General features: G+C 61.3%; 24 protein-coding genes and 1 tRNA gene. 5 read left to right on the plus strand and 20 right to left on the minus strand.

Annotation, left to right across the window (positions count from 1 at the left end):
- Positions 1 to 2: 2 nt before the first annotated feature.
- The 12 genes from AB4Y87_RS16160 to AB4Y87_RS16215 form a co-directional block, all read right to left on the minus strand.
- Positions 3 to 1,361, minus strand: coding sequence for an O-antigen ligase family protein (locus AB4Y87_RS16160; protein ID WP_442005332.1), 1,359 nt, complete (start codon positions 1,359 to 1,361; stop codon positions 3 to 5).
- Positions 1,345 to 2,061 carry a hypothetical protein gene (locus AB4Y87_RS16165; RefSeq protein WP_442005333.1) on the minus strand — a complete coding sequence of 239 codons (717 nt, stop codon included), beginning with the start codon at positions 2,059 to 2,061 and terminating at the stop codon, positions 1,345 to 1,347. Before AB4Y87_RS16165 ends, AB4Y87_RS16160 begins: the two co-directional genes overlap by 17 nt.
- 2 nt (positions 2,062 to 2,063) lie before the next feature.
- On the minus strand, positions 2,064 to 2,903 hold the full coding sequence (locus AB4Y87_RS16170; protein ID WP_442005334.1) for a hypothetical protein: 840 nt from the start codon (positions 2,901 to 2,903) through the stop codon (positions 2,064 to 2,066).
- Positions 2,900 to 3,895 (minus strand): glycosyltransferase, encoded by a 996-nt coding sequence (locus tag AB4Y87_RS16175; RefSeq protein ID WP_442005335.1) that lies wholly within the window; start codon positions 3,893 to 3,895, stop codon positions 2,900 to 2,902. Before AB4Y87_RS16175 ends, AB4Y87_RS16170 begins: the two co-directional genes overlap by 4 nt.
- 170 nt (positions 3,896 to 4,065) lie before the next feature.
- Complete coding sequence (locus AB4Y87_RS16180) at positions 4,066 to 5,340, minus strand: glycosyltransferase family 4 protein (protein WP_442005336.1); 1,275 nt, start codon at positions 5,338 to 5,340, stop codon at positions 4,066 to 4,068.
- Positions 5,337 to 6,803 carry an oligosaccharide flippase family protein gene (locus AB4Y87_RS16185; protein ID WP_442005337.1) on the minus strand — a complete coding sequence of 489 codons (1,467 nt, stop codon included), beginning with the start codon at positions 6,801 to 6,803 and terminating at the stop codon, positions 5,337 to 5,339. The genes AB4Y87_RS16180 and AB4Y87_RS16185 overlap by 4 nt, the downstream gene beginning before the upstream one ends.
- Positions 6,800 to 7,462: an acetyltransferase gene (locus AB4Y87_RS16190; protein ID WP_442005338.1), complete on the minus strand. Its 663-nt coding sequence runs from the start codon at positions 7,460 to 7,462 to the stop codon at positions 6,800 to 6,802. Before AB4Y87_RS16190 ends, AB4Y87_RS16185 begins: the two co-directional genes overlap by 4 nt.
- A complete protein-coding gene (locus AB4Y87_RS16195) occupies positions 7,459 to 8,625 on the minus strand; it encodes a DegT/DnrJ/EryC1/StrS family aminotransferase (protein ID WP_442005339.1) in 1,167 nt (388 codons plus the stop codon). The genes AB4Y87_RS16190 and AB4Y87_RS16195 overlap by 4 nt, the downstream gene beginning before the upstream one ends.
- A complete protein-coding gene (locus AB4Y87_RS16200) occupies positions 8,622 to 9,641 on the minus strand; it encodes an NAD-dependent epimerase/dehydratase family protein (RefSeq protein ID WP_442005340.1) in 1,020 nt (339 codons plus the stop codon). Before AB4Y87_RS16200 ends, AB4Y87_RS16195 begins: the two co-directional genes overlap by 4 nt.
- A complete protein-coding gene (locus AB4Y87_RS16205) occupies positions 9,638 to 10,747 on the minus strand; it encodes a Gfo/Idh/MocA family protein (RefSeq protein ID WP_442005341.1) in 1,110 nt (369 codons plus the stop codon). Before AB4Y87_RS16205 ends, AB4Y87_RS16200 begins: the two co-directional genes overlap by 4 nt.
- 104 nt (positions 10,748 to 10,851) lie before the next feature.
- Positions 10,852 to 12,549, minus strand: coding sequence for a sugar transferase (locus AB4Y87_RS16210; RefSeq protein WP_442005342.1), 1,698 nt, complete (start codon positions 12,547 to 12,549; stop codon positions 10,852 to 10,854).
- A 276-nt stretch (positions 12,550 to 12,825) separates the two neighbouring features.
- Positions 12,826 to 13,083, minus strand: coding sequence for a hypothetical protein (locus AB4Y87_RS16215; RefSeq protein ID WP_442005343.1), 258 nt, complete (start codon positions 13,081 to 13,083; stop codon positions 12,826 to 12,828).
- 39 nt (positions 13,084 to 13,122) lie between these two features.
- Here AB4Y87_RS16215 and AB4Y87_RS16220 point away from each other — a divergent pair, with 39 nt between their 5' ends.
- Complete coding sequence (locus tag AB4Y87_RS16220; protein WP_216925728.1) at positions 13,123 to 13,356, plus strand: DUF5703 family protein; 234 nt, start codon at positions 13,123 to 13,125, stop codon at positions 13,354 to 13,356.
- 51 nt (positions 13,357 to 13,407) lie between these two features.
- Here the strand turns inward: AB4Y87_RS16220 and AB4Y87_RS16225 are convergent, their stop codons facing one another.
- Both AB4Y87_RS16225 and AB4Y87_RS16230 read right to left on the minus strand, forming a co-directional pair.
- Entirely contained in the window at positions 13,408 to 14,568 is a 1,161-nt protein-coding gene (locus AB4Y87_RS16225) for an acyl-CoA dehydrogenase family protein (protein ID WP_442005344.1), read from the minus strand.
- A gap of 29 nt (positions 14,569 to 14,597) precedes the next feature.
- Entirely contained in the window at positions 14,598 to 15,902 is a 1,305-nt protein-coding gene (locus AB4Y87_RS16230) for a M20/M25/M40 family metallo-hydrolase (RefSeq protein ID WP_442005345.1), read from the minus strand.
- A 268-nt stretch (positions 15,903 to 16,170) separates the two neighbouring features.
- Here AB4Y87_RS16230 and AB4Y87_RS16235 point away from each other — a divergent pair.
- Positions 16,171 to 16,253: transfer RNA gene (locus AB4Y87_RS16235), tRNA-Leu, on the plus strand.
- Between the two features lie 82 nt (positions 16,254 to 16,335).
- Here the strand turns inward: AB4Y87_RS16235 and AB4Y87_RS16240 are convergent.
- The 5 genes from AB4Y87_RS16240 to AB4Y87_RS16260 all read right to left on the minus strand — a co-directional run bounded on the left by AB4Y87_RS16240 (position 16,336) and on the right by AB4Y87_RS16260 (position 20,714).
- Positions 16,336 to 16,620 carry a hypothetical protein gene (locus tag AB4Y87_RS16240; protein ID WP_442005346.1) on the minus strand — a complete coding sequence of 95 codons (285 nt, stop codon included), beginning with the start codon at positions 16,618 to 16,620 and terminating at the stop codon, positions 16,336 to 16,338.
- Between the two features lie 53 nt (positions 16,621 to 16,673).
- A complete protein-coding gene (locus AB4Y87_RS16245) occupies positions 16,674 to 16,958 on the minus strand; it encodes an SRPBCC family protein (RefSeq protein ID WP_442005347.1) in 285 nt (94 codons plus the stop codon).
- A 97-nt stretch (positions 16,959 to 17,055) separates the two neighbouring features.
- The gene (locus AB4Y87_RS16250; RefSeq protein ID WP_442005348.1) at positions 17,056 to 17,979 is read right to left on the minus strand and encodes a MaoC/PaaZ C-terminal domain-containing protein; all 924 of its coding nucleotides are present in this window, start codon (positions 17,977 to 17,979) and stop codon (positions 17,056 to 17,058) included.
- Positions 17,976 to 19,316: a 3-oxoacyl-ACP reductase gene (locus AB4Y87_RS16255; RefSeq protein ID WP_442005349.1), complete on the minus strand. Its 1,341-nt coding sequence runs from the start codon at positions 19,314 to 19,316 to the stop codon at positions 17,976 to 17,978. The genes AB4Y87_RS16250 and AB4Y87_RS16255 overlap by 4 nt, the downstream gene beginning before the upstream one ends.
- Positions 19,317 to 19,325: 9 nt before the next feature.
- Complete coding sequence (locus tag AB4Y87_RS16260) at positions 19,326 to 20,714, minus strand: acetyl-CoA C-acetyltransferase (RefSeq protein ID WP_442005350.1); 1,389 nt, start codon at positions 20,712 to 20,714, stop codon at positions 19,326 to 19,328.
- Between AB4Y87_RS16260 and AB4Y87_RS16265 the strand changes: the two genes are divergently transcribed.
- Together AB4Y87_RS16265 and AB4Y87_RS16270 are read left to right on the plus strand one after the other, a co-directional pair.
- Positions 20,713 to 21,513 (plus strand): TetR family transcriptional regulator, encoded by an 801-nt coding sequence (locus tag AB4Y87_RS16265; RefSeq protein ID WP_442005351.1) that lies wholly within the window; start codon positions 20,713 to 20,715, stop codon positions 21,511 to 21,513. The genes AB4Y87_RS16260 and AB4Y87_RS16265 overlap by 2 nt on opposite strands.
- Positions 21,514 to 21,559: 46 nt before the next feature.
- Positions 21,560 to 23,713, plus strand: a complete 2,154-nt coding sequence (locus AB4Y87_RS16270) for an acyl-CoA dehydrogenase family protein (protein WP_442005352.1) — start codon at positions 21,560 to 21,562, stop codon at positions 23,711 to 23,713.
- 133 nt (positions 23,714 to 23,846) lie between these two features.
- Here AB4Y87_RS16270 and glgA read toward each other — a convergent pair whose 3' ends face one another.
- Positions 23,847 to 25,043 carry a glycogen synthase gene (gene glgA / locus AB4Y87_RS16275; protein ID WP_442005353.1) on the minus strand — a complete coding sequence of 399 codons (1,197 nt, stop codon included), beginning with the start codon at positions 25,041 to 25,043 and terminating at the stop codon, positions 23,847 to 23,849.
- 93 nt (positions 25,044 to 25,136) lie between these two features.
- Between glgA and glgC the strand changes: the two genes are divergently transcribed.
- A complete protein-coding gene (glgC, locus tag AB4Y87_RS16280; protein ID WP_442005354.1) occupies positions 25,137 to 26,549 on the plus strand; it encodes a glucose-1-phosphate adenylyltransferase in 1,413 nt (470 codons plus the stop codon).
- Positions 26,550 to 26,555: the final 6 nt, after the last annotated feature.

Below are 26,555 nucleotides of genomic sequence, written 5' to 3' on the forward strand. Positions count from 1 at the left end.
GGCTAGCGCCTTTCTGGCCTGCCATCGAGCGGCCGCGTCGCTCCGTCGCCGGTGCTTTGTCGTGCCAAGCGCCACAGTGCACCAGCGATTCCCAGCATGAAGAACAAGAGGCTGGCTGCCATGGGGAACGACAGTCCGTCAAAGAACGCGAATGTCACGGCGATCGCGGTTATTGAGGCGAGAACGGCCTGACTGATCTGGCGCATTTGTGCATCGGTCGACAGCTTCCGTGCACGCCAGGCGCCAACGATGGCACAAAGAATCAGCCCTGTGAATGCTGCCAATCCAGCGAATCCCAGTTCCACCAGAATGCCGAGGAATTGATTGTCCACGATGACGTAGTCCGGGAGGAACGTCCCGAACCCACGTCCGACGACGGGGTTGTTTGCCAGCATGCCAAAAGCTGTTGCGTATGCGCTGGTCCTCGAACTGATGCTCGGGTCTGCGGTGCCCACCGTGAAAAGCCCGCGGAGGGTGCCAAGCATCCCGGGAGTCACCAGATACATTCCCGCCGCGAGCACGATGCCGAGCAGCAGCGCACCACGCCGAACCTTCTTGGGCCAGGACGGTATCAGGGCAAGCACAGCGACGCCGAACGCCATCAGTGCCGAGCGTGAGACGGATAGCACAGCTGCTGCAGAGATGGCCGCCACGGGCAGCCATCGCAGGATCCAGCCTTTGGCCCGGTCAGTAACGGCGAGCGCTATGGCGATGGGAAGGGAGGCAGCGAGCACCACTCCGTACTCCAAGGGGTGGCTGGCCATTCCGGCCGCACGAATGAATCCGCCCCTGGATTGCACGCCGGTCAATTCCGAGGCGGCGCTGAAGCCTGGAATGCTGATCCAGTCCACAAGGGATGATCCGGTGGCGAATTGCATCAATCCCAGGACAGCAGTCGCTGTCCCGACCATGACGAGGCTTCGCAGCACTTTGATCAGTGTTTGGCGGCTGGCCAGTCCGTCATTGATGAGAAGGAAGATGCCGGCCCAGCTGGCCAAACGGATGAGGCCGCTGTCTGCGGGGCTGGCCTCCGGATCAGGAACACCGTGCAGCATTGCCAATGAATAGCTGGTCAAGGCGGCGGCGAGAAAGACCACCATGGCGGTACGGACTGTTTGGACGCCTGCGCGCGTTGGCGTGGTCCGTTGCAACTGATAAAGCAGCCACCAAGCCAGGGCCAGGAGTCCGCACAGCGTGGTTGGCCGGCCTACGGAACCCAAGGCTGTAATGGTCAGATTTGACGGAATAAAGCACGTAGCCACCAAGTAAACGATGACAAACCAGGAAACGTCCCTGCGCTCCGGGGGGTTCGCGGTGCTGAGGATGCCGGGATCCTTGGTGTTCTCATAGGAGGGATGCATGGACTGTCCCCTCTACTGGCGTGATCCGGTTGTGCTTCCCTGCGGGTTTGATCCGGTTACGCTTCCGTCGCACCAAAACGCGATCAGCGTAAAGGGTTGCTACTGATGTTAGGGCCAAAGACAGCCCTGCCCACGCTACAGCGCCCTTCATGCGGGTCACGGGGGTTCCGCCGCCGAAGATGACCTCGGCTTTTGACGGCGTGGTCTGCGTGGATATACGGTCGGCCTTTACGGATGCCTCGTTCTGCAGTTGGATCGTTGCGTCGTTGATACGGTCAAGAATGCCTGCCAGAACCTGGTTCACCCTTTCGGCGCTCGTGTCCACCACCTGAACTTTGAGCACGGGTTGGCTGAAGGTCTTGTTCCATTGACCACCGCTGGCGGGGAGTGTCACTGAGAACCCCTGTTGAACGCCGGCGCCATATAGGGTCCCCCTGGTCAGGGCCAGGTCCACCGACGGAGCTTCCTGGTTGACACGGCGCTTGACCATGTCGGCGAATTCAGTCAAGGTCATGGCGCTGCCACCCGAGATCCAGTAGGCCGGTTCGCGTTCGGGGGCCAGGAAAGTGACGTCAGCTTCGGTCCAAAAGACGGGCTCCGAGGAACGGATCGCGCCAAGGGCAGCCAGGCCTACCGCCAGTCCGAAGGCCACAATGTACCATCGGCGCAGAAGTATCCCCAGGAAAGTTGACGCAGTCATGGCTAGCTTGACCCGGAGGACAGTGGCAGGACGCCATGGATCTCTTCATCGGTTTCCTTGGCGTCGTGGGAAGTGTGCCTGCTCCGGGATCCCCCGGGGCGGATCTCGGAGGGGGCGGTCACGGCCTCTTTTGCCAGCATCGTCGGGCTGTGGACAGTGGCATGTTCGGCGGTGTCACGGCCCTCAAAGGGAGAAGCGTCGCCCTCCGGCAAGGTATCTTTCCTTGCTGCTTGCTTCTTGCGGGCCTTGGTCATCAGGAGTCCGTCCACCAGGACAGACAGGAGCAATGTGAGTGCCAGCCCCCCAGCCCCGGCAATGAGGACCAACTGCGTGCGGGCCTTCACCTCGGGAACGGCTTGCCGGTCCACGAGAAGACTCATCGTGGTGATCCTGGCCGGCACCGCGACGTTCAGGGTTTCCTGCATTTCGTTGAGTGAGCGGGGAGTTTCGTCCATCACCGCCTTCAGCAGTGCCATGGTCTCTTCGGGGTTGTCCGCAGTGGCAGTAATGATCAGAATCGCGCCACTGGTGCCGCGGTCGGGCTCGGCGATGTAGGTGGCGGATCCGAAGTTGGCCAGAAGCCGTTCCTTCACAGGCTGCGACGTGATTTTGCGGATCAGGATGTCAAGGGCCTCGCTCATTCCGCCCAAATAGAGGTAAGGATTCCCGGCCTCGCCGATGCTTTGGCTCGACGGCATGAGGACCAGGCTTGCTTGGGACTTGTATTTTTCCGGGGCCGTGGTTTGGATGGCCATGCACAGCAGCCCCGTAACGAGGATGCCTGCAACCACCAGATACCAGCGCCGGACAACACTCGTTAGAACAGTTCGCAGCTGCATCATGTGCTCCCAATATGACGGGGAGCGCGTTGACTGACCCGCTCCGTGGTTTGTTGCACACCCAAAAGGGAAAGCAGGCTTTCTGCCCTTACATCCCATGTGTGCTCCTGTGCTGAGGCTTGGATTCCCCGTTGCTGCTCACACGTCAGCACTGTCTCAAGGCCTGATCGCACAAGTTCCACAAAATCCTGCGACGTCGTGGCTATCTTTACGAACTCGGAGCTAATCCACCGCGTGGCCGGAAGGTCAGTGGCGACCACAGGTATTCCGAAGGCAAGATATTCGAGGGTCTTGAGGGGAAAACTTGACCGGTTAAATTCCGAATCCGTGTAAGGGGTAAGGCCCAGGGCAGCCGTACCCAGTACCCTGGCAACCTCTTCAGGGGGTACCTCGCCACGCCAGTCAACATTCGGCCGGGACAAGAATTCATCAAGGCTCCTCCGGGCGGACCGTTCTCGTTCTGTCCTCGGACCCAAGACGATAATGGGAAGTCGTGTCCTGCCCAGATCACCAAGGGTGGCAAAGTCCAAACGTTCATTAAGCTGGCCGATCAACACAGCGACCGGTTGGCGGACAGTTCCGGGTTCGGCTGGAACGGGGGGCCTGCAACCATTTGGCAGGAACTTCACCTTCCGGCCTGAGAATTCAGAAGCTTTATGTGCCAGTCCGGGCGACACCGCTGTGACGACATCGGCCGCAGCCATGTTGGTGCGAAGGACCCGTTCCAGGTGGGGGCGGGATAATCCCATGAGCTTCGCTGAGGCAAGCCAATCATCGGTCAGATGAAGAAGCCGGGGCGCGGATAGTCCTCGGGGGAACTGAATCAAGGGCGATGTATTCACCACTCCTGCAATGCCGTCGCCCACCTTCTTCGCTGCCGACTGCAGGGTCCACCGGGCGATGGCCTCTGTGGAGCGTCGTACCAGGGGCCGGCTGAAGCCAGGCAGGGCGGGGACGCGCAACCTGCCCACTGTGGGAGCCACGGTCTCAGCCATGCCACAAAAGCTGCGTACCGCGTGACGACGCACGTTCCCATCCCTGGCAACTGAGACCGGTTGATCGACCCAGATAACCTTCATGCAGGCGCTCAGCGCCTCCGCCAGCAGCCTGTCTGTCCCGGGCACTCCATCCCATTGCGCTCCAGAGATATACATGATGGTGCCGCTCATGCCTTCACCGCCGCGGCTAGGTTCGATGCAGCGGCCGTCATAGCGACAGGACGGGCATTGAAATCGTCCCTGGGCAGCCGTCCCAGCACGCGTTGACCACGTCGCTTCCCCACATAGCCGCAGTAGCGGATCATTGCGGCCACCTCAGGTGCCATGGTCGAAGTCAGACCATGGCGGGAAGCCGCGAAACGCTGGTAAAGGAGATCCTGACGTCGCCCCGCAGAGTCCAAGGAGTACCGCTCTTCAACGATTTGCCGGCCAAAGGACCCCAAGCCGAGACGAAGCTGATCATCGTCCATGAGTTGCCTCAGGATAGCGGCCAAAGCGATATGTCCTTCTCCGGCTGTGCCAGGACCGAATCCGTACCACCCTTGCCACAGAAACGATGGTAGTGACTCCGATGTCAAGAGTTCCCAAAAGCCTCTCTCGCCTTGCACCACAAGGGGCTTTCCAAAGGACAAACCCCGCAGCGCTGAGCCACCCATGCCTAGTACGACATCAGCAACGGCATAGGCAGGGCGGGGGTCGGAAAGTTGACCTGTAAGGGTCACAGTGTCCCGCCCGGTGGCTGCGTTGATAAGGGCAGCCCTGGCAGCGACTTCTGCCCTCGCCGGGCCCGTTCCCGCGATGATCAGGCGAACGGGCCCCTCAACGGACAGCATCCGCACAGCATCCATGGCGCAGATGATGCCCTCCAGCTTCAATTCGTGCGCCAGGCGGGTAACGCACACAACATTCAGGAAACCGTCAGTCAAGGCGAACTTACGCCTGAATGCTCTCAACCCCGGCGTGGCGGAAACTTGGTTGGCGAGAATATCCACCGGTGGTTCCATAACGTGCACGTCCCGCCTGCCCCGGGAAGCCTCCCAGTGCCGGATTTGTTCTGTACCAACCATCAACGGCATGGATTTTGGTATGAACGGAGCCACAGCCATGGACATCACCGTGGCCACAGAAGTGGTGCCGCGGACCAGTTTGGAGGCAACCAAACACTCCAGCGCTGGTGGCCACTCGTATCCGTGGAGAATATCCACTCGGCGCTCGCGGACGGTGCGGACCAATGCGTGGATGACAGCCGGCGAGGGTCGTTTTCCGGGGGCCGGTGCTTCCACATATTCCAAACCCAGTTCCACTGCCTTCTGCGCGAGCGGCCCGTGCTGTCCAAAGAGCACGACGTCATGGCCCAGGCGCTGAACGGCGGCGCCCAACTCAATAGCATTCAACTGGCTCCCTCCCATGCGGAGGTCATGGGGATAAACAAGGATCCTCATACCAGAGACACCTCCTGGCCCCGGCCCCACAGCCTGACACCGGCAAGATCGTGCCGGGCCAGGGTCAGGGTTGCTGCCAGCGCCAAAACACCAACACCTGTGGATGCCAAAACAGCTTCAAGGGGTGAACGTATGAACTGGCTCAACAGCATGGACGCAAGCCCCGCGCCGGCAGCAACACAAGCCGGGCGAAGCAGGCGGACAGCCATGGCCCTTAGAGGAACCCTTGCCCGCCGCATTGCCTTCAGGTACATAGGCGAAGTCACTGCAGCAGCCACGGCAACAGGTGCCGCAGCCAAACCCGGCATCCCAGCATAGAGGGCGCCGACTATGAGCGCCGGAACCAACGCCCCCAGCGCTACCAGTTGGACAGTGAAGATCGATACTGACAATCCCAGAATCACGAGGTAGTCGTAAATCAACTCGTGCAGCACGCGAAAGGCAGTCAGCGGGGCGAGCCAGATAAGGGCCACGCCAGCAGGAGCCCACGCATCTCCATAGACCAGCGTCACCAGTGGGACTGCACAACCCATCATGACGGCACACGATGGCAAGAGGACTGCTGCAAGCGCCCCGGTCAGCGACAACAGGGCCGAACTCATGTCTTCGGGTTTGTCCTGCAAACGGGCAAAAGTCGCCGGTGCCACGCTGCGAAGCGGCTGGGACAGCAAACTCGACGGCCATCCAGCCATATTGAACGCCATGACATAGAGACCCAGAGCAACAGAGCCGAGCATTCTTCCCGCAATGAGCTGGTCAACGTAGCCCACAGCAAAGACCACTGCGCTCGCGCCAGCCAGAGGTAACCCAAATGCCAACAGCTGTTTCGCTGACCTCCGCGAGAACCCAAAACGATACGGTAACGGTGAATAGATCAGGAAGAGAACGGCGGAAACCAGACTGGCCAGCACCCGTCCGATGGCAAGACTCATGGCTCCCATGCCCATGATGACAAGAACCAGGGATACAGCTGCTCCCAGCCATACATTGACCTGATCAATGATCATGCGTTGGCCCTGTTGGAAGTTGCGTTGAAGGAGCGCTGCCGGCGTTGCTACCAATCCGTTAAGCACGATGCAAAATGCCAGAGCCCTGACCACATCTGTTGCCGCTTCATTTCCCATGGCATTGGTGAAATAGGGAGCCAAGGCGAAGGAAGCAGCAAAAAGAATCAGGCTGCAGGCAGTAGAGATCGTCGTCACCGTGCCGGCAATGGCCTTCGGGTCGCCAGGCCAACGCACAATTGCCAGGCTCACCCCCAGCTCGTTGAAGCTCAGCACCGCTACAAGCGCAACGAACGCCACCGCGTAAGTTCCAAATTCCTCCGGTCCGAGAAGGCGCGCCAAGGCGATCCCGATACCGATTGTTCCCAGACGGGTGACGAAAGCATTAACGACGCTGATCACAAACGCCTTGGACGGTGTGGGTTTGGATTTAGTGGGCACAGGGCTCGGGAGGGTCACAAGGCATCCTCCAGCTCAGGAGAAAATCCGCGCCGGATAACGCGTGCGGGCACCCCGGCCCATGTTTCCTCGTCAGGAACATCGGTAAGGACGGCCGCTCCCATGCCGATGGTTGCGCCGGCGCCGACAGTGCGGCGCTCGCGGACGCTGGCGTTCATGCCGATGTAGGCTGCCCGGCCGATGTGGACGTTCCCGCCGAGGGACACGCCTGCGGCCAGGGTGGCGAAGTCGCTGACGACGTCGTCGTGGGTGAGCGTGACGCCGGGCATGGCTACCACGTGGCTTCCCACCGTGACGGAGGCTGTCATGGTGACGTTCGCCAGGAGGATGCTGCCCAGGCCGATCCTGCATCCCTCCGGCGGATGCACTGATGAGTCGATCGCCGTCGCATATCGGTCCTCTGCGAGGCCCAGGGCGCGAAGCCGCATGACGACGCTTTCGCGTCCTCGGCCGGATCCAATACAGATCAGCAGCATGGCGTGTGGGAAGGTCAGGGCATCGCGGATCGGGCCCAGTACGTGGGCGCCGTCCACCACGCGTCCGAGTTTGTCTTCGTCATCGTCGAGGATTCCGATGACGTCGTATTGTCCGGTGCTGCGGACCATGGCCAGGACCTCGCGAGCGAGGCCGCTGGCGGCGATGAGGAGGAGCTCGGTCATCTTCGCTGTCCTGCCGCGCGAAGTACTGAGTCGATGACCCGGACCTGGTCACCCAAGGTGAGTTGGTGGTAGAGAGGCAGGATCAGTGTGTGGTCTGTCAGCCATTCAGTTGCTGCCAGCGAAACCGCGCCCTTGGATGTCCGGGCGTAGGCAGGTTGCCGGTGTGCGGCCATGATGCCGCGTCGAGCCGATATTCCGTCCTCCGCCAGGTGGGTCATCAGGGCGTCTCTTCCCAGGGGGAAATCCGTGCCAACTTCCAGCCAGCAGGACTGGAAGTTTCCGGTTCCGTATCCGGGGTCGTCCACTAAACGGAGGCCTTCGATACCAGCAAAGGCCTGTGCGTAGTTGGCAGCCAGTTCGCGCCTGCGTTGTACAGCTTGGTGCAGGCGGCCGAGTTGGACGATCCCGACGGCGGCCTGAAGGTCAGTCATGCGGTAGTTGAAACCTACTTCGAGGTATTCCTCGGCGGGGGCAAGGATGCTTGCATGACGGTCCGCGGCTGAGACGCTCATTGCGTGTTCGCGGAGTCGGCGGGACCGGTCTGCGAGGTCCTGCCGCGGCGTGGACAGCATCCCGCCCTCGCCTGTGGTGAGGATTTTGCGGGGGTGGAAGGACCAAGCCGCCAGTTCGGCGCCGGCTCCTACGGGGTGGCCGCGGTAGCGGGAACCGATGCCGCAGGCTGCGTCTTCCACCACGGTGATGCCTAGGGGGTCGCATAGGGCACGGATGGGATCGAGATCCACGGGTACTCCGCCTTGGTCCACGGCTATGACGGCCCGTGTAGCAGGCGTCAACGCGGCGGCAATCGTTTCAGCGGTGACACAACCTGTGAGTACGTCGACGTCGGCAAAGACCACCCGGGCCCCTACATAACTGGGGGCGTTTGCCGTGGCAATGAAGGAGAAGGAGGGAACAATGACGTCGTCTCCCGGACCAACACCTGCGACAGCCAGTGCCAGATGCAGGGCTGAGGTGCAGCTGGAAACGGCGACGGCGAAAGCAGCCTGTTGCTCCATGGCGAAGGCTTCCTCGAACTGCTTGACTTTGGGGCCTTGGGCCACCCAACCGGAAGCGATGACCTCGGCCACTGCTTGGGCTTCTTCTTCCCCAAGCCACGGTTTCATCACGTCGATGCGTGCCAGGGAAGTTTCGGAAGTGGTCATCGTGCACCTACAGAGGGCGCTTCGGGCCGGGCCAGCTGCCGGGAGGCTGCGATTTCTTCCCGGAGCGGACGCCACCATGTGACGAGTGTGCGGAGTCCATCTTCAAGATCTATTGCGGCTTCAAAACCGAGGTCCCGCTTGGCGGAGGTGACGTCTGCGAGCCGGCGGGCAACGCCGTTGACTGCCCGTTCGGGTCCGTGGTCAAGGTGCAGTGGGGACTGCATGACCCGTAGCAGTGTTTGCGCGAGTTCGGCCAGGCTGGTTTCGGTGCCGCTGGCCACGTTATAGACACCCTCTCGGACATCGCTTGCGGCTGCGAGGATGTTGGCCCTTGCGACGTCGGCGGTGTGGATGAAGTCCATTGTCTGGTGGCCGCTGCCGAAGATCAGGGGCGGAACGCCGTCGACTATCCGCTCCATCCATCGGACAAGTACCTCCGTATAGAGGCCGTGGACGTCCATGCGGGGTCCGTACACGTTGAAGTACCTCAGGAGGACGTAGTCCAGGCCGGACATGGCCCGGAAGCTCCTCGCCATTCCCTCATTGAACGATTTCGCGGCCCCATAAAAGGTGTCGTTGTTGTGGTGGTGGTGCCGCTCGGTGGTGGGGAATTCTTCTGCCATTCCATAGACCGAGGCGCTTGACGCAGCGATGACCTTTTCCACGTTGTGCTCAACGGCGGCTTCGAACACGTTGAAGGTTCCGTCCACCAGGACCTCAAGAGCCAACCGTGGTTCCTCGGCGCATTGGGTGATGCGGATCGCAGCCTGATGGAAAACCAGATCTTTGCCCCTGGTGAGGTCGTGGATCAGGTCCCGGTCCCGCAGGTCACCTTCCACCAGCTGTACGAGTCCGGTAGCCAAGGCATCGTTGAGGTTGGCCCGGCGCCCCCTGACGAGGTTGTCCAGGACGTCCACGTGCGCCGCACCGGCGTCGAGCAGTTGATCTACCAAGGTGGATCCGATGGTTCCGGCGCCTCCGGTGACCAGGACGTTGGCGCCGGGCAGCTTGTTCACTGCGCAACCTGGAGAGCGACCCCGTTACCGGCAACGGTGGTTGACTGACCGTCTGTTCCAAGGCTTTGGGTGACGGCTTCCAGTACTGAGAGGACCCTGAGCCCGGCTTCACCACTGGTGCGCGGAATCGTGTGATTCCGGATGGATCCGGCCAGCTCGGCCACCACTTGGCCCAAGGGTTCGCGCTCCTGCAACGCCGGAGACCAGGTGTCGCCCAGGCGATAGGAGATGGCAGAGTTCTTTTTGTCGGCGGCAGACCGTGGCTGCTGTTCCAGGCTTACGCCGCGATCGTAGACGCTCAGGCGTTGTTGCGGGTTCAGGTCGTCCCAGACGAGCGTCCTCTGTGAGCCGCCGATGATCATCTGGCGGATTTTGGTGGGACTGAGCCAATTTACGTGGATATGCACCATGGCGTCGTTTGGCAGGCCGAAGGTTAGGTGGCCCACGCAGTCGCGGCCGGTACCCAGCGGATCTGCGCCGTGGGCAGAGATCTCGGTGGGGTGCAGGCCTCCCGGCAGCACGAAATCCAGGATCGAGAGATCATGGGGTGCAAGATCCCAGAACACATTGACGTCCGGTTGGACAAGTCCGAGGTTGATGCGCACGGAGTCGACATAGAGGATGTCGCCCAATGCCCCACTGGATATGAGCTCCTGGATCTTCAAAACCGCGGGAGTAAAACAGTAGGTATGGTCTGCCATGAGGACGAGGCCGCGGGCCTTGGCTTCCTCGACCATTTCCAAGCCTTTGGCGCGGCTATCCGCGAGTGGCTTCTCGACGAGTACGTGCATGCCGGCCCGCAACGCGGTCATCACGACTCCGTGATGCGTGTGCGCCGGGGTCGCCACGGCGACTGCGTCCAGGTTGTACGTGTCCAGAAGTTCGTCCAAGGACTCGACGACAGCGACGCCGCCTACAGTTTCGGCCAGCCGAAGTCCGCGCTCCACGTCAAGATCACAAATTGCCACCAGTTCCCAATCCGGGCTGGCTTTGAGGTTCCTGGCAAGGTTCGGGCCCCAATATCCCGCTCCGACCACGGCGATCCGTAACTTCGTGGTCATCCCGTGGCCGTTAAGGTGGCCTGATGGAATAGTTCCTATGCTCATTTTCCACTCGGATTCTGTGTTTGGATAGCTCGGTTCTTTGTCAGGTAATGCTTGTGGGGCCGCTCGACGTGTTTCGGATCAGCCAGTAAGTTCCAGCGAGCCCATCAGTAGGCACCGGAGGGCTGGATCATGGCCCGGAAGGTCCGCCACATGATCATCAGGTCGCCCGCTATCGACCAATTTTCGACGTAGTAGAGGTCCAGCCGGACAGCCTCATCCCAGGGAAGGTCCGATCGTCCATTGATCTGCCACAAGCCCGTAATTCCGGGTTTGATGAGCAGCCGGCGATGGGTATGCCGTTCGTAGCCACTGACTTCGCGAAGGAGCGGTGGACGAGGGCCCACCAGGCTCATGTTGCCGGCCAGCACATTCCAGAACTGGGGTAGCTCGTCCAAGGAGTACTTGCGCATCCAACGGCCACACTTGGTGATGCGTGGATCCTCGCGCATCTTGAAGAGGACACCGGCGCCCTGGTCCTTTCCGCTGAGTTCTTCCAGCCGCGCTTCGGCATCAACCACCATCGAACGGAACTTCAGCATCTGGAAGGTGGTGCCGCGCCTGCCAATCCGTTCCTGCCGGAAAAGCACTGGACCCGGGCTGTCCAACCTGACTATCAGCGCCAAAACAGCCAGCACTGGCGCAAGGCAAAGCAAGGCAGCAGCCGAGACCACAATGTCCAGGAGGCGTTTGAGTGTGTGTTTGCCACCGGAATAGTGCGGAATATCTACGTGCATCAGGGGCAGGCCCTCAACGGGGCGCCAGTGGATGCGCGGGCCGGCCACGTTGGTCAACGTTGCTGCCAGGACCAGTTCGGCGGCATCTTCTTCCAAGCGCCAGCCCAACTCCTGGATGAACCGGTTGCCACCAGGGAGCGGTCCGGCAATGATCACCGCGTTGGCGCCCGTCTGACGCACAGTGTGGGCGATGCCGTAAATCGATGACAAGACGGGAACCCGCACATTATCCACCAGCAATACGGCACCCCGCCGCGCCCCTGGAAGGCATGCCCCCAGGACGTTGTACGCGGCACCGGACTTCCGGTTGATTTGCTTGATGACGTATCTGACGTCCTGTGGCTCCCCCACCACAATGGCACGGGAGAGGCAGCGGCCGCGTGACTTTTCGCGCGTCAGCCAGCGGCGGAACATCCACCGGTTGCCTGCCAGGGCCACCAAGCCCACGGGCAGGGACACCAGGACGAAGGAGCTAGCGGACTCCAGCCGGACAACGACCGCCACGAGCCCCAGAAAGCCGAAAACCCGCAGGCTTGCGGACAGGACACGCTTGTATTCTTCAGGCCCAACTCCGAGTACTTTCGCGTCCCGTGTCCGATAGACCTCCAGTGCGCCCAGCCAGGTTATGCCAAGGAGGAAACCGAGCATGAGGTGCCGCTCATGTCCGATGCCGCCTGCCGCAACGGAAAGGCCATCTGTGTTCAGTAGGAAACCGGCCGTGACGGCTGCCGCTACGAGGGCTCCGTCTGCCAATCGAAGACTGCTGGTGAGAGTCTTGGTCCAGCCAGACCCGTTGTGCCGGTCTGACCGGTCAGCCAAAGAGGAGGAGCTGCGGGGTCTGCGGTGGGTGACTGGCGGCTTGAGGTCCAGGGTGACATCTGCCCTCAACGCCGCCAGTCCCGCCTTTTCAGCCCGTTGTGCAGCAACGGACTTGTCAATCCAGGGAGACGCCGGCGGATTGACGTCGACAACACCAGGTTTCGCTGTGAATGCCGCGCCCAAGGAAAAGTCGTGCGGACCCTGAGGTGCCGCCACCTTGCCCGAACGCAAGACTGGAACTTTTACCATGTCAGCCCTCTTCGCAGACCTGCCGTTGCCTACATCCCAGTGAAGCGGCGGCTGTCAGGAGGCGCACCAGTAGTCGGTACTCAAGTTTGCGCAGGTTTACCCATGGCTCCTACGTGCCAGTACCTAGCCGGATCACGCAGGACTACGTGCTTTAGACCTCTCAACACCACCAAAAACCCCTACATTTCGGGCTGCAAACAGGACAAACAGGTCGCCGAACGACACAAAAAACCGGCCACCGCTGGTGACCGGTTAGTTGCCGCTTATTGGAAGCTCCTAGTCCTCCAGGCTTTCGAGGTCTTCGTCCAGGATCTCGTCATCGTCCTCTTCCTCGTCATCAAACACCTGCAGCGGAGTAACCTCGGAATATGCCTCGTACAAGGCGTCTTCGTAAACCTCGAAGGCATCTGCGACGGCGAAGAACGCCGCCTCGACGTTGGGGTCACCCTCGCCCCGACGGGCGGAAGCGGCGGCCAAATGCTCTTCCAGGGCAGCAGCCAGTGACTGAAGCGCGACACGCGGATCGATGCTCATGACTTCACGTTAGCCCGAAAAGGACGAAAATGGAGAGGGATGAAGGAACAATTTCGAGGCAGCTCCGAAGAGCGCCAACGTGACTATGCACGTCAGTACGAGTACCTCGTACTGACGGTGGGACCTGACGACTCACTGCCCGAAGCCCGGCGTCGGCTCGCCGAGCACTCGGAGTACGGGAAGTGGGAGTTGGAACGCAGCCGGCTATACCTCGGCGGCGGCAGACGCTTCTGGTTGCGCCGAAAAGTCTATTCCGTGCAGCGCACGGTTTAGTCAGCTGTTCAGTTTGCTTAGTTGTCCAGTTGCCTTAGTTATCCAGGTTCCTCAGCTGTCCAGGGGCCCCAGCCAGGCGTTCGCCACCGTGTTGTGCGCCGATTCGTCGTTGGACGGATGGAAAATTCCAGCGAGTACGTCCCGGTAGAGGCGTTCCAGTTCCGAGCCGCGGAAGTAGCTGGATCCTCCCGTGACCCTGATCGCCAGATCCACCACATACCGGGCGTTTTCTGTGGCCCGCGATTTAAGTCCAACAAGCTTGGGGAACCACTGGGGTCCATGGTCCACCAGATTGTCGACGTCGCGCGCTACTGCCGACAACTGGGGATAGATACCGTCCATGGCCAGGGCCGCGTCGGCAACTTTCCAGCGAATGTCCGGGTCCTGGGCGAAACTGCGTCCGCCGTGTTTCGCCGAGACCCGCCGCTTGACGCTTTCAACGCCGAGCATGAAGGCGCGTTCTGCCAATCCCGTGTAGACGGCTGCCAGCAAGGTCTCAAAGCAGGCAAAGATCGCGAAAATCAGTAGATCCTGGTTGGGGCCGACAGGCAGTTTACGGAAGATCCTCCCTGACGGAACCACCGCTCCCTTCAACAGGGTGGTGTTTGACGCACTTGCCCTCATGCCCAGAGTGTCCCAATCGTCAAGGGTTTCGTGCCCGGGTTCATCGCGATGGACGAACCCGAAAACCAACTCGCCCTCTCCGTCCCTGCCCTCCGCGTCCTTGCCAAACGTTCCCAGACGGGTCCAACCTCGGGACAGGCTAGTGAAGATCTTCCGTCCGGTGAATCGATAATCTCCGTCGGGCAGTGGCTCCGCAATGGTTGTTGAATCGAACAGCATTGAATCGTTGCCCGCTTCGGAAATTCCGAAAGCGAACACTTCCCCCGTGCCGGCTTCCTTCAACACGAAGTCCAGCGAGTCGTCTCCCCTGGAGGCCATGACATGCGCGACGCCGGTCCAGACCAAGTGCATGTTGACTGCCAACGCTGTGGCAGGCGCTGCCGTGGCGAGACGCTGCTGCAACGCAGCTACCGCTTCCAGACCCAGTCCCATACCGCCGTCGGCGACTGGCACGAACAGTTTCAGGTAACCGGCGGCTGCCAGCTCTTCAAGGTCTTCATGGAAGAAGACGTTGTTGTGGTCATAACCGGCCGCCCGCCCGCGTAGCCGTTCCAACAGTTCATCCGGAAGGATTTCCTCTGGAGTCATCGCGAACCTGCCCTCCTGAATCTTGCTTCTTAGTAGTTGCTCAGCAGCCTGTTGAGCACGCGCGCGCCGAACTGCAGGGACTCCGCAGGTACCCGCTCGTCCACCCCGTGGAACATGCCCGTGAAGTCCAACTCGTCCGGCAGCATCAGCGGAGCGAAGCCATAACCGGTGATGCCGATCTTGCTCAAGGACTTATTGTCGGTACCTCCGGAGAGAGTGTAGGGAAGCACTTTGGCGCCCGGGTCCTCCGAGTGCAAGGCGTCGATCATGGAGTCCACCAGGTTGCCGGCGAACGGCACCTCCAAGGAGACGTCCTTGTTGACGTAGCTGATCTCAATGCCGTCCCCAGCGAGTTCCTTGATGGTCTCGAACACCAGTTCCTGCTGGCCAGGCAACGTGCGGCAATCCACGAAAGCCTCCGCCGATTCCGGGATGACATTGTGCTTGTAGCCCGAGCGGAGCAGGGTGGGGTTGGAGGTATTTTGCAGCGTCGCACCAACAAAGCGGGCAACGGTGCCAAGCTCCTTGAGAAGGATGTCCGGGTTGTCCGCATCGAATTCGACGCCGGTGAGTTCAGTCACGCCGTCCAGGAACTGCCTGGTGGTGGGAGTGAGTTCCACAGGCCACTTGTATTGGCCGATTCTGGTGACTGCGGCCGCGAGCCTGGTGATCGCGTTGTCTGTATTGATCTGCGAGCCGTGGCCTGCCCGTCCATGGGCAACCAGGCGCAACCAGGACAGCCCCTTTTCTGCAGTTTGAAGCAGGTAGGTCCGCTGGCCGCCGATAGTCGCGGAGAATCCACCCACTTCGGAGATAGCCTCGGTGGCCCCATCGAACAATTCTCGTCTGTGCTCCACGGCATAGCGGGCGCCATAAGTGCCGCCCGCTTCCTCGTCTGCGAAGAAGGCAAAAATGATGTCCCGCTTGGGCTTGCGGCCAGTCCTGGCGAAGTCCCGCATCACTGACAGGATCATGGCATCCATGTCCTTCATGTCCACGGCACCGCGGCCCCAGATCAGTCCATCCTTCAGCTCACCACTGAAGGGGTCAACGCTCCACTGATCCTTCAGGGCCGGCACAACGTCCAGGTGTCCGTGGAGCACCAGCGCGTCAGCTGAGGGGTCCTCCCCCGCCATGCGCGTGACGACGTTGGCGCGTCCCGGTGCGGACTCGAAAATCTCGGCCTCAAGACCCACTTCCGTGATCAGGCCAGCCGTGTACTCCGCAGCAGCGCGTTCGCCCGGTCCGGTGTCGTCGCCGAAGTTGGAGGAGTCGATACGGATGAGCTCCTGGCAGATCCGGACAACTTCATCTTCGGGGCGGATGACAGACATGGAAATTCTCCTTGCGTTGGCTGGGCTGCAGGTGCCGGCGACGCGCACTGCGGACCCCGCAGTTCTACCGTCCCGTGTTCCACCAGCCTACTCACCGGAAGCGCCGTCGGTTGAGCAATTCCGGGCATCGCCACGGGTTGAAAGCTTGCACCCGGTCCTGACCAGCATCGATTTTTTAGTTGCTTCAAACCGTGTTAGAGTTTTTCTCGCTGCTTCGGAGGAAAGTGAAGCACCGGAAGGTGCAGAATGGCTTCTCTGAACACCACCTGCGCGGGTGGCGGAATGGCAGACGCGCTAGCTTGAGGTGCTAGTCCTCGAAAGGGGGTGGGGGTTCAAGTCCCCCTCCGCGCACAAAGAAGGCCCCGGGAAACCGGGGTTTTTTTGTGCCCTCAGCCACCCTGGGTGAGGCTTGTCCGATCATTCATACCGTTTGCTAAGCCAACGGCCAGCCCCTCCATGACTCCTGGGCCACGCGTTTGATCTGTCCGGCCGGAAACCATTCCACGTGATAGTCCCGCCGATCATCCATCCACTCCACCAGGCCATAGGTACGGGTGTGCTTGATCGCACGTCCGTACACCTCACCAACACGGACAAGCGGTTGGGCACCCTGCTCGAGCTCCATGATCTCGCCATCGTCAGGTTTGGGGTGGTTTGCCTCCGCCTCGGTCTGCAACATCATGCGGGCGAAAGCTTTGGAGTCTTGCTTGGGTCTCATGAACTAAGAATAGAACATATGTTCGAATCTGAAGGGGGGTCTGCACAAGCGCATCACCTCTCAGTTGCCTGGCGGGCAGCCTTCTCGACCGCTGCCAGCATGCTTTCGAAGGTCGCCGTCAGCATTCTGTCAATCAGGGGGCCGGTCAGGCGCCCGAGTGGCCCACCCCTGGGCACATAACGGTAGTCAAAGGCCATCGCTGTCCCCTCGCCATGTGGTTGGAGGACGAGCCTGGAGCTGGCTTGTTTGAAGGGCACCAGTGTCGACGGCTCGTTCCTGGTGGCGAGGGCGCGACCTTCCTCCCATTCGGTGACGGTCTCGATCATCGAGATCATCACTCCCCGCCAATGTATTGGGCGGCGTCCAGGCAGGATTCCCAGCGCCAAGTGAGTTTATCCAGAGGAAGATTCGAAGTAACCAAGTTCCAACAGGTTCCTACAAGGGCGCCACGCCGCCCCTGAAATGACGCCGACCGCTGCGTGGGTTCCACGCCACGTAGTCCGAACGCTGCCAAGCCCCGGTTTCCGACTGGATGGTGGAGATGTCCAGCGCCACCCGGGCCGGAAGGAACACAGGCGCTTCAAACGCCACGTCCCAAGTGAAGGCATCCGACTTGACCGCACCGACGTCTGCCAACGCCCGGGAGGCAAGGTACATGCCGTGGGCAATGGACCCTCTCAGACCCAAGGCTTTGGCCGATAGAACGCTCAGGTGGATGGGGTTGAAGTCGCCGGAGACGGCGGCATAGTTACGGCCGATGTCCAGGTCGAGTTGCCACAGGGCCGTAGGGTCCGGCGGAGAAAAGCCGCCATTATCACCGGAGCCACTTGAGCTTCCCGGCTTGTCGATGCCAGGCAGGAAGACCCCTTTCGCAAGGTACGTGGAAAGTCCCCGCCACAGCAGCGCGCCTGACGAACTCGAGCGGACTTCGGCGATGACATCGACTTGCGTACCCGCCCGGTGACCCGAAAGGTTCTCCGACCATGACCGGATGTCCAGGGCTTCTGTGAACTGGATGGGAACCCGCTGTTCCACATGGTTCCTGAGGTGGATCATCCCGAGCAATGGCAACGGAAAATCATCGCGGTTCATGACACTCATTGACACCGGAAACGCCAGCGCGTGGACGAAACCTGCTGGCAGGATGTCACTGGCGGTCTCCCCCAGAAGGTGCTGGTAGGCGGTGAGATTGGCGACGTCCGCCTGGACCCCCTTGACCTCGTGGCTAGCGGCAGGCAGTGTCGCCGGCCCCGCCGATGACCCCAGGACCCGCCGTCGAGCGGCAGTTGCCGCGGCATTCATGTAGAGCTTGGACAGCGACGGCAGCTCCCCAAGGATGACGGGCTGGGGTTTGCTCATGCTCCCACCATTTGCTGCCCGCATACACGAAGCACTCCGCCCGAGATTCCGCCTGCGGCGTCACTCGCCAGGAAGGCAATGGCTTCGGCTACGTCCTGGGGCTGGCCACCCTGTCTGAGGGAATTGACCCTTCGCGCTGCTTCCCGGATGGCGAACGGCATCCGGGCCGTCATCTCTGTTTCAATAAACCCTGGCGCTACGGCGTTGATCGTCCCCCCGAAGGACTCCATGAGCGGCGCTGTTGAGCGCACCATTCCGATCACGCCCCCCTTGGACGCGGCATAGTTGGTCTGGCCTCTATTACCCGCAATCCCACTGGTGGATGCCACCGAAACGATGCGCGGCTTGTCCTTGAAGTGCTCGGATGCCAGGAGGGTCCCGTTGATCCTCAATTGCGCAGCGATGTTGACGGCGATGACAGACTGCCAGCGTCCCTCATCCATGTTGGCTAGGAGCCGGTCGCGGGTGATGCCCGCGTTATGGACTACGACGTCGAGCCGGCCATGGCGTTCCACTGCGTGGTCGATGATCCGGTGACCGGCGTCGTCGCGGATGATGTCCAGCTGGAGCGCGGTTCCATGGACCTCGTTGGCGACCGCCGTCAAATGGTCGCCTGCTGCAGGAATATCCACCAGCACAACTTTCGCGCCATCACGGTGGAGCGTACGGGCGATCGCCGCTCCAATGCCCCGCGCTGCACCGGTGACAACGGCAACTTTTCCGGCAAGGGGTTTGTCGGCGTCGAAGGGCAGGCTGCCGGAGGACGAACTGATCGTCAGGAACTGGCCATCCACGTAGGCGGAGCGGCCGGAAAGGAAGAATCGGAGCGCCCCCAGCGTGGATGGGCTGGTGGTGGCTAAGTCCTCGTCAAGAAGAATGCCGTTCGCCGTGGCTCCAGCACGCAATTCCTTGGCCAGTGAACGCACGAGGCCATCGATGCCCTGCCGGGCGGCGGCCGAAGCGGGCGCAGGTGCCGACCTGGCCGTCCTTGAGACGGTAATGACGCGTCCATTGGGCGCGAGGTCCCGCAAGGAAGCGCCAATTGTCAGGACTGGCTTGCCCAGATCTTCCGGGTGCTGCACGCCGTCGAGGACAACAATGATGGCCCCGAGCTTTTCCTTGGGCAACGCATGACGGCGGATGTCCAGGCCCCAACCAAGAAGCGTAGTGGCGAGGTCATCTGCGCCCAGGCTGTCGCCGTTGACCAGCACCGGCCCAGTGACGAGCGGTGCGCCTGGCTGGTGTCGACGCAGCTCCACGGGCTGTGGCAGGCCGAGCCTTTTGGCGACGTCCTTGCCCAGTCCTTTGCTGACGATTTTGGTGTACTTGTCTGTCATCGCGCTCCCCTAGGCTGCTTCCAGAATGGCAACAACGCCCTGCCCGCCGGCGGCGCACACGGAAATCAGGCCACGTGCCGGTCTTCCGTCCACGGTGCCCTTGTCATGGAGCATCTTTGCCAGCGACCCCACAATCCTGCCACCGGTTGCTGCGAATGGGTGTCCGGCAGCGAGCGAGGAACCGTTGATGTTGAGCTTGGCGCGGTCCACCTTTCCCAAAGCGCCGTCCAGCCCCAACCGCGYTCGTCCGAAGTCCTCGTCTTCCCAGGCAGCCAGGGTGCTGAGGACGGTTCCGGCGAAGGCCTCGTGAATTTCGAAGAAGTCGAAGTCCTCCAGAGTCAGCCCATGGCGGGCCAGGAGGCGCGGTACGGCAAAGACCGGCGCCATCAGAAGTCCGTCCTTGCCGTGGACGAAGTCGACGGCGGCCGCCTCACCATCCAGGACGGTGGCGAGTTTGGGCAGGCCCCGGCTGTCCGCCCACTCTTGGGTGGCAAGCAGCACGGTTGCCGCACCGTCGGTCAGTGGCGTCGAATTGCCGGCCGTCATCGTGGCCTCGGATCCCAGGTTCTTGCCAAAGACAGGCTTCAACGTGGAGAGCTTCTCCAATGTGGTGTCCGCCCGAAGATTGGAGTCCCGGTTCAGGCCCCGGTAGGGAGTGATGAGGTCGTCGAAGAAGCCCCGTTCGTAGGCGGCGGCGAGGTTGCGGTGGCTGTTGAACGCGAGTTCATCCTGTGCCTCCCGACTGATCTTCCACTGTGCCGTGGTGAGGGCCTGGTGTTCGCCCATGGAGAGGCCGGTACGTGGTTCGCCGGTGTTGGGAGCATCCGGGGCCAGATCCTTTGGACGGATACGGGCCAGGATCTTCAGCTTCTGGACGGAGGTCTTCGCACGGTTGAGGTCCAGCAAGATCTCCCGCAGCCCCTCGCTGACAGCAATCGGGGCATCGGACGCGGAGTCAACACCACCGGCGATCGCGGAATCGATCTGGCCAAGCTTGATCTTGTTGGCAAGCCCTAGCACGGTTTCCAGTCCCGTTGCACATGCCTGTTGAAGGTCGTATGCAGGTGTCTCTGGAGATAGCGCCGAACCCAGTACCGCCTCCCGGGTGAGGTTGAAGTCCCGTGAATGCTTCAGCACCGCCCCAGCTGCTACTTCACCGATCCGCTCGTCCTGCAACCCGAAGCGGGCGATCAGTCCATCCAGTGCAGCAGTAAGCATGTCCTGGTTGGAGGACTTCACGTAAGCGCCGCCCGTCCGGGCAAACGGAATCCTGTTGCCTCCAACGATCACGGCAGAACGCGTCCCTTGAATGCCCTTGTTCTGTTCGGCACTCTGCTCTGCGCTTGCGAAGCTGTTTGTACCTGTGTTCGTGCCCGCGGGTCCGTCTGCTGCAGCCATGCTTGACTCCTTCGATGAATACCAGTTACTGATACCCAGCGTACCTGATACGCTAGGTATCGTGAACCGTCGTCGTACAGAATTTCCGCACGCTCCTGCCTCTTCCCGCGCTGGCGCTGTTGATACCGCAGCGGAGGCCGACGGCGCCGTCCCGGATCCTGCAGTGGATGGGCGTGCCGCCAGGTGGCAGAGCCATCGCGAGGAGCGTCGGCGCGAACTCATCAAGGCAGCACGCAGAGCTGTGCATGCCTTGGGCAGCGAGGCGTCCATGGAAGACATCGCCGGTGCCGCGGGCACCTCAAAGTCGGTGTACTACCGCTATTTCGGCGATAAGGCAGGCCTTCAACAGGCCATGGGAGAAGTGGTACTGGGGCAAATGCAACGCCGCATGAAGGAAGCGGCCCAGTTGGCGCAGACTCCGCGCGAAGGGCTCTACGCCATGGTCTCTGCCTACCTGCAAATGGCAGAATCCAGCCCCAATGTTTATGCGTTCATTACCCGGCTGACGCCCGGGGAAGCTTCCTCGCAGGATGCCATTGCGGCCTCGGGTGCGCTGGGAAACTTCTTCGAACAAATCACGGACATGATCGCCACACCTATGCGGCAGTACCTCGGTGCAGAGAAAGAGGCGTTGATCGAGTACTGGCCCACCGCAGCCATTGGGCTCGTTCGGAACGCCGGCGAAATGTGGCTGGGAAGCCCCGCCTCCGAGGCGAAACCGAACCAGGCCACCATGGCCGGAAATATCACGGACTGGCTGTGCGTGGGCATCGCCCCCGAACTCAAAGCAACAACCTGACATGAGCAACGACCCATCAGTTGTAGGAACCAAAGAAGGAAACAACATGACTGAAGTAGTGGACCGGGCGGCATCAGCCCATCAACCGTCAGGCCGCGAGGACGCGGCCACGCGCACCAGTGCATCCGGCAACAGCGCATCCGGCACAATTGGCTCCGGCAAGCAGGGTGCGGACGCTGTGGTGGATGTCGCGGCGCTGGGTGAGCAGCTCATGGGCAAGTGGGCCCACATCCGGCACCAAGCCCGCGAAGTAGCGGGTCATCCCGATGTCCAGAAGATCGAAGGCCTGCACCACACCGAACACCGGGCCCGCGTGTTTGAACAGTTGAAGTTCCTGGTGGATAACAATGCTGTCCACCGGGCGTTCCCCACCCACCTGGGTGGCTCGGATGATCACGGCGGCAACATCGCCGGATTCGAAGAGCTGGTCACGGCGGACCCCTCACTCCAGATCAAGGCCGGCGTTCAGTGGGGCCTCTTTGGCTCCGCTGTCATGCACCTTGGTACCCGGGAGCACCACGACAAATGGCTCCCCGGCATCATGAGCCTGGCAATTCCGGGTTGTTTCGCGATGACGGAGACGGGCCACGGCTCCGACGTCGCAAGCATCGCCACCACGGCCACCTATGACGAGGGTAGCCAGGAGTTCGTCATCAACACGCCCTTCCGGGCAGCCTGGAAGGACTACATCGGCAACGCGGCAAATGATGGACTTGCCGCCGTCGTGTTTGCGCAGTTGGTTACCAAGAACGTCAACCACGGTGTCCATGCCTTCTATGCAGAGTTGCGCAACCCCACCACCAAAGAATTCCTGCCAGGAATCGGCGGTGAGGATGACGGCATCAAGGGCGGCCTCAACGGAATCGACAACGGCAGGCTCCATTTCACCGATGTCCGTATCCCCCGCACCAACCTCCTGAACCGCTACGGTGACGTGGCGGTGGATGGTACGTATTCATCAACCATCGAGAGCCCTGGCCGCCGCTTCTTCACGATGCTCGGAACGCTGGTGCAGGGCCGGGTCTCCTTGGACGGTGCAGCTGTGGCGGCAAGCAAGGTGGCGCTCAAAACAGCCATCCAGTACGCCACGGAGCGCCGCCAGTTCAATGCATCCTCCCCCACTGAGGAAGAAGTCCTGCTGGACTATCAGCGTCACCAGCGGCGACTGTTCACACGGCTTGCCACGACGTACGCCGCCAGTTTTGCCCACGAGCAGCTTCTGCAAAAGTTCGACGACGTTTTCTCCGGAGCCCACGACACCGACGCCGACCGTCAGGACCTGGAAACCTTGGCGGCCGCGCTGAAGCCCCTCAGCACCTGGCATGCCCTGGACACCCTGCAGGAATGCCGCGAAGCCTGTGGTGGTGCAGGATTCCTGATCGAGAACCGCTTTGCCTCGTTGCGCGCGGACCTTGACGTTTACGTGACTTTTGAAGGCGACAACACCGTCCTGCTGCAGTTGGTGGCCAAGCGCCTCCTGGCCGACTACGCCAAGGAATTCCGCAGTGCGGACTTCGGCGTGCTTGCACGCTATGTAGTGGACCAGGCCGCGGGTGTCGCCTTGCACAGGACGGGCCTTCGCCAGGTTGCCCAGTTTGTAGCTGACACCGGTTCGGTGCAGAAAGCAGCGCTGGCTTTGCGCGACGAGGAAGGCCAGCGGACCCTGCTGACTGACCGTGTGCAGTCCATGGTGGCCGAAGTAGGTGCTGCGCTGAAGGGTGCCAATAAGCTGCCGCAGCACCAGGCGGCAGCCCTGTTCAACCAGCACCAGCACGAACTCATCGAAGCCGCTCAAGCCCACGCGGAGCTCCTCCAGTGGGAAGCCTTCACGGAGGCACTGGCCGAGGTTTCCGATGAGGGAACCAAACGGGTCCTCACCTGGCTGCGGGACCTGTTCGGGCTTTCGCTCATCGAGAAGCACCTGTCGTGGTACCTCATGAACGGCCGGCTCTCGATGCAACGCGGCAGGACCGTGGGGACCTACATCAACCGCTTGCTGGTCAAGATCCGTCCCCACGCGCTGGACCTCGTGGACGCGTTTGGCTACGGTCCGGAGCACCTGCGTGCAGCAATCGCTACCGGCGCTGAAGCAGGCCGCCAGGACGAGGCCAGCACGCACTTCCGCAAACAGCGCGCCAGCGGATCCGCACCGGCGGACGAGAAGTCGCTACTGGCACTAAAGGCATCCAAGTCCCGGTAACAGTACGAGATTTCCCGTCAGTGAACTTTTTAGGAAGTTTCGCCAAACCACGACGGCGCCGTCCCCACTCAAGGGGGCGGCGCCGTCGTGGTTTGCCTGCTTTCCCGGACGGGCCGGGCTGAGTTAAGGGTGCTCAGTTAAGAACGGAGCGGTATACCTCAAGAGTGGTTTCAGTGATCGATTCCCACGAGAAATGTTCCTCGGCGCGGCGCCTGCCCGCCATGCCCATCTTGCGGGCGCGCTCTGGATCTGTCACTACCTCGTTCAGGGCTGCAGCGAAGTCGGCCACAAATTTCTGTGGATCCAGCGGCGTTCCCGTGCCGTCGGTAACCTGCTCCAAAGGGACCAGCAAGCCGGTTTCGCCATGCTGGACTACCTCAGGAATGCCGCCCGTAGCGCTTGCCACTACAGCGGCGCCGCAAGCCATTGCTTCAAGGTTCACGATGCCCAGCGGTTCGTAGATGGAGGGGCAGGCGAATGCGGTGGCATGGCTGAGGACCTGGATGAGTTCCCGGCGCGGCAGCATCCGCTCAATGAGGATCACGCCCTCGCGCTTGCTTTGGAGCTCCTCAATGAGGCGTGCTGTTTCAGCTGCCAATTCGGGAGTGTCAGCTGCACCAAGGCAGAGGACCAGTTGAACATCGGCGGGAAGACTGGAAGCGGCGCGTAACAGGTAAGGGACGCCCTTTTGGCGGGTGTTCCGGCCAACGAACACCACACTTGGCTTGGCGGGATCTATGCCCAACGCGCGGATGGCATCGTCCTCTTCGTCCCGTTCCCACAGGGAAACGTCGATCCCGTTGTGTACCACCCGGACCTTGGCGGGATCAACGTCAGGGTAACTGCGCAGGATGTCCTGCCGCATGCCATCGGATACGGCGATGATCGCCGCGGCAGCTTCGTAGGCTGTCTTCTCCACCCATGAGGACAAGGCGTAGCCGCCACCGAGCTGTTCGGCCTTCCATGGACGCAACGGCTCCAGGCTGTGGGCGCTCAATACATGGGGAATGCCATGCAGCAGCGAAGCGAGGTGTCCTGCCATGTTGGCGTACCAGGTGTGCGAGTGGACGAGATCCGCTCCCGCAATGTCCGGAACGATCCGAAGATCCACGCCCAACGTCTGGAGGGCAGCATTGGCCTCGCCGAGGTCCTGGGGTGTGGCATAGGAGGCCACGGTGGCCCCATGGTAGTCGGCATCACGTGGGGCGCCAAACGCCCGGACATGAAGATCCACGTGCTTCGCCAGCACACGGCTGAGCTCGGCAACGTGGACACCGGCACCGCCATAAATTTCCGGAGGGAATTCTTTAGTCACAATGTCTATTCGCACGTTACCCAACGTAGTCGTTCCGGCTTATGTGTTCTAGTGTGAAAGGGTCCGGAAAATCGGACTTTTGGGGGCTACGAAGACGTACGGGGAGCTATGACCATGGCGTTGAAGAAAGTATTGGCAATCGTGTTGGCTGGCGGCGAAGGTAATCGCCTCATGCCTTTGACGGCGGATAGGGCCAAGCCAGCAGTTCCGTTCGCCGGGGGCTACAGGCTTATTGACTTTGCACTATCGAATCTGGTCAATTCGGGATATTTGAAAATCGTGGTTCTGACGCAGTATAAATCGCACAGCCTTGACCGACATATCTCCGAGACCTGGCGCATGTCCACACAGTTGGGCCGCTATGTAGCTTCCGTTCCGGCGCAGCAGCGCGTCGGCAAGAGCTGGTTCCTTGGCAGCGCCAACGCCATCTATCAGTCGCTGAACCTCATTCACGACGACGCTCCGGACATCGTGGTTGTGGTCGGCGCAGACCACGTTTACCGCATGGATTTCTCCCAAATGGTGGAACAGCACATTGCCAGTGGCGCGAAGGCTACCGTAGCAGCCGTGCGACAGCCGCTGAACATGGCCAACCAATTCGGTGTGATTGAAGTTGACCAGAACGATCCCCAGAAGATCGGGGCATTCGTGGAGAAGCCGGCCAGCACGCCAGGACTTGCGGCCGATCCCACCCAGTTCCTCGCCTCGATGGGCAACTATGTCTTCAATGCCGACGCCCTCGTTGAGGCGCTCCATGTTGACGCTGAGCGACTGGATACCAAGCACGACATGGGCGGGGACATCATTCCCTACTTCGTGGACAAGGGTGAGGCCGGAGTCTATGACTTCACGCTCAACGACATCCCTGGTGCAACGGAACGTGACCGTACTTACTGGCGGGACGTTGGCACCATCGACTCCTTCTACGACGCCCACGTTGACCTCATCTCCCCCGTTCCCATCTTCAATCTCTACAACTCCGAATGGCCCATCTACACCCGCCAGAGCATTTCCCCTCCCGCCAAGTTTGTGCGCGGCGGAAACAGCACGGTGGGTACGGCGCTGGACTCCATCGTGGCCAGCGGTGTGGTCATTTCAGGCGGCATCGTTGAAGGCTCCGTGCTCTCCAACGATGTCTTCGTGGAGGCGGGCAGCCGTGTTCAGGACTCGGTACTCATGGACAAGGTCCGCGTCGGCGAAGGTGCAGTGATCAAGCGGGCCATCCTGGACAAGAACGTCAAAGTCCCGGCCGGCGCTGCGATCGGACTGGACCCGGCGCTGGACAAGGCCCGTGGCTACAAGGTCACCGAATCCGGGATCACAGTCCTTGCCAAGGGACAGCTTGTACCTGAACCTGGCGAAGAGGAGCTCGCGTTGTCCGCAGAGTACCGCCGGGGCCTGCCGGAAGCCGTTAAGGCTGCGACGCAGGATGACCCCGATATCCGGGATTCTGCAGAAAAGGTAGCTGCCGGAATCCAGGCCCGGGTAGTAGACGCAGCGTCAAACGGCGCTGGCCGCTAGGCTCCC

It is taken from the genome of Paenarthrobacter sp. RAF54_2 (assembly GCF_052113945.1).
GTDB lineage: Bacteria > Actinomycetota > Actinomycetes > Actinomycetales > Micrococcaceae > Arthrobacter.

Coding starts and splice junctions, on each gene's coding strand:
- AB4Y87_RS16175 (WP_442005335.1), bottom strand. CDS start 3,895: ATGGCTGAGACCGTGGCTCCCACAGTGGGCAGGTTGCGCGTCCCCGCC.
- AB4Y87_RS16170 (WP_442005334.1), bottom strand. CDS start 2,903: ATGATGCAGCTGCGAACTGTTCTAACGAGTGTTGTCCGGCGCTGGTAT.
- AB4Y87_RS16230 (WP_442005345.1), bottom strand. CDS start 15,902: ATGTCTGTCATCCGCCCCGAAGATGAAGTTGTCCGGATCTGCCAGGAG.
- AB4Y87_RS16265 (WP_442005351.1), top strand. CDS start 20,713: ATGCTTGACTCCTTCGATGAATACCAGTTACTGATACCCAGCGTACCT.
- AB4Y87_RS16220 (WP_216925728.1), top strand. CDS start 13,123: ATGAAGGAACAATTTCGAGGCAGCTCCGAAGAGCGCCAACGTGACTAT.
- AB4Y87_RS16250 (WP_442005348.1), bottom strand. CDS start 17,979: ATGAGCAAACCCCAGCCCGTCATCCTTGGGGAGCTGCCGTCGCTGTCC.
- AB4Y87_RS16190 (WP_442005338.1), bottom strand. CDS start 7,462: ATGACCGAGCTCCTCCTCATCGCCGCCAGCGGCCTCGCTCGCGAGGTC.
- AB4Y87_RS16180 (WP_442005336.1), bottom strand. CDS start 5,340: ATGAGGATCCTTGTTTATCCCCATGACCTCCGCATGGGAGGGAGCCAG.
- AB4Y87_RS16270 (WP_442005352.1), top strand. CDS start 21,560: ATGACTGAAGTAGTGGACCGGGCGGCATCAGCCCATCAACCGTCAGGC.
- AB4Y87_RS16160 (WP_442005332.1), bottom strand. CDS start 1,361: ATGCATCCCTCCTATGAGAACACCAAGGATCCCGGCATCCTCAGCACC.
- AB4Y87_RS16165 (WP_442005333.1), bottom strand. CDS start 2,061: ATGACTGCGTCAACTTTCCTGGGGATACTTCTGCGCCGATGGTACATT.
- AB4Y87_RS16225 (WP_442005344.1), bottom strand. CDS start 14,568: ATGACTCCAGAGGAAATCCTTCCGGATGAACTGTTGGAACGGCTACGC.
- AB4Y87_RS16255 (WP_442005349.1), bottom strand. CDS start 19,316: ATGACAGACAAGTACACCAAAATCGTCAGCAAAGGACTGGGCAAGGAC.
- AB4Y87_RS16240 (WP_442005346.1), bottom strand. CDS start 16,620: ATGAGACCCAAGCAAGACTCCAAAGCTTTCGCCCGCATGATGTTGCAG.
- glgC (WP_442005354.1), top strand. CDS start 25,137: ATGACCATGGCGTTGAAGAAAGTATTGGCAATCGTGTTGGCTGGCGGC.
- AB4Y87_RS16210 (WP_442005342.1), bottom strand. CDS start 12,549: ATGGTAAAAGTTCCAGTCTTGCGTTCGGGCAAGGTGGCGGCACCTCAG.
- AB4Y87_RS16205 (WP_442005341.1), bottom strand. CDS start 10,747: ATGAGCATAGGAACTATTCCATCAGGCCACCTTAACGGCCACGGGATG.
- AB4Y87_RS16215 (WP_442005343.1), bottom strand. CDS start 13,083: ATGAGCATCGATCCGCGTGTCGCGCTTCAGTCACTGGCTGCTGCCCTG.
- AB4Y87_RS16195 (WP_442005339.1), bottom strand. CDS start 8,625: ATGACCACTTCCGAAACTTCCCTGGCACGCATCGACGTGATGAAACCG.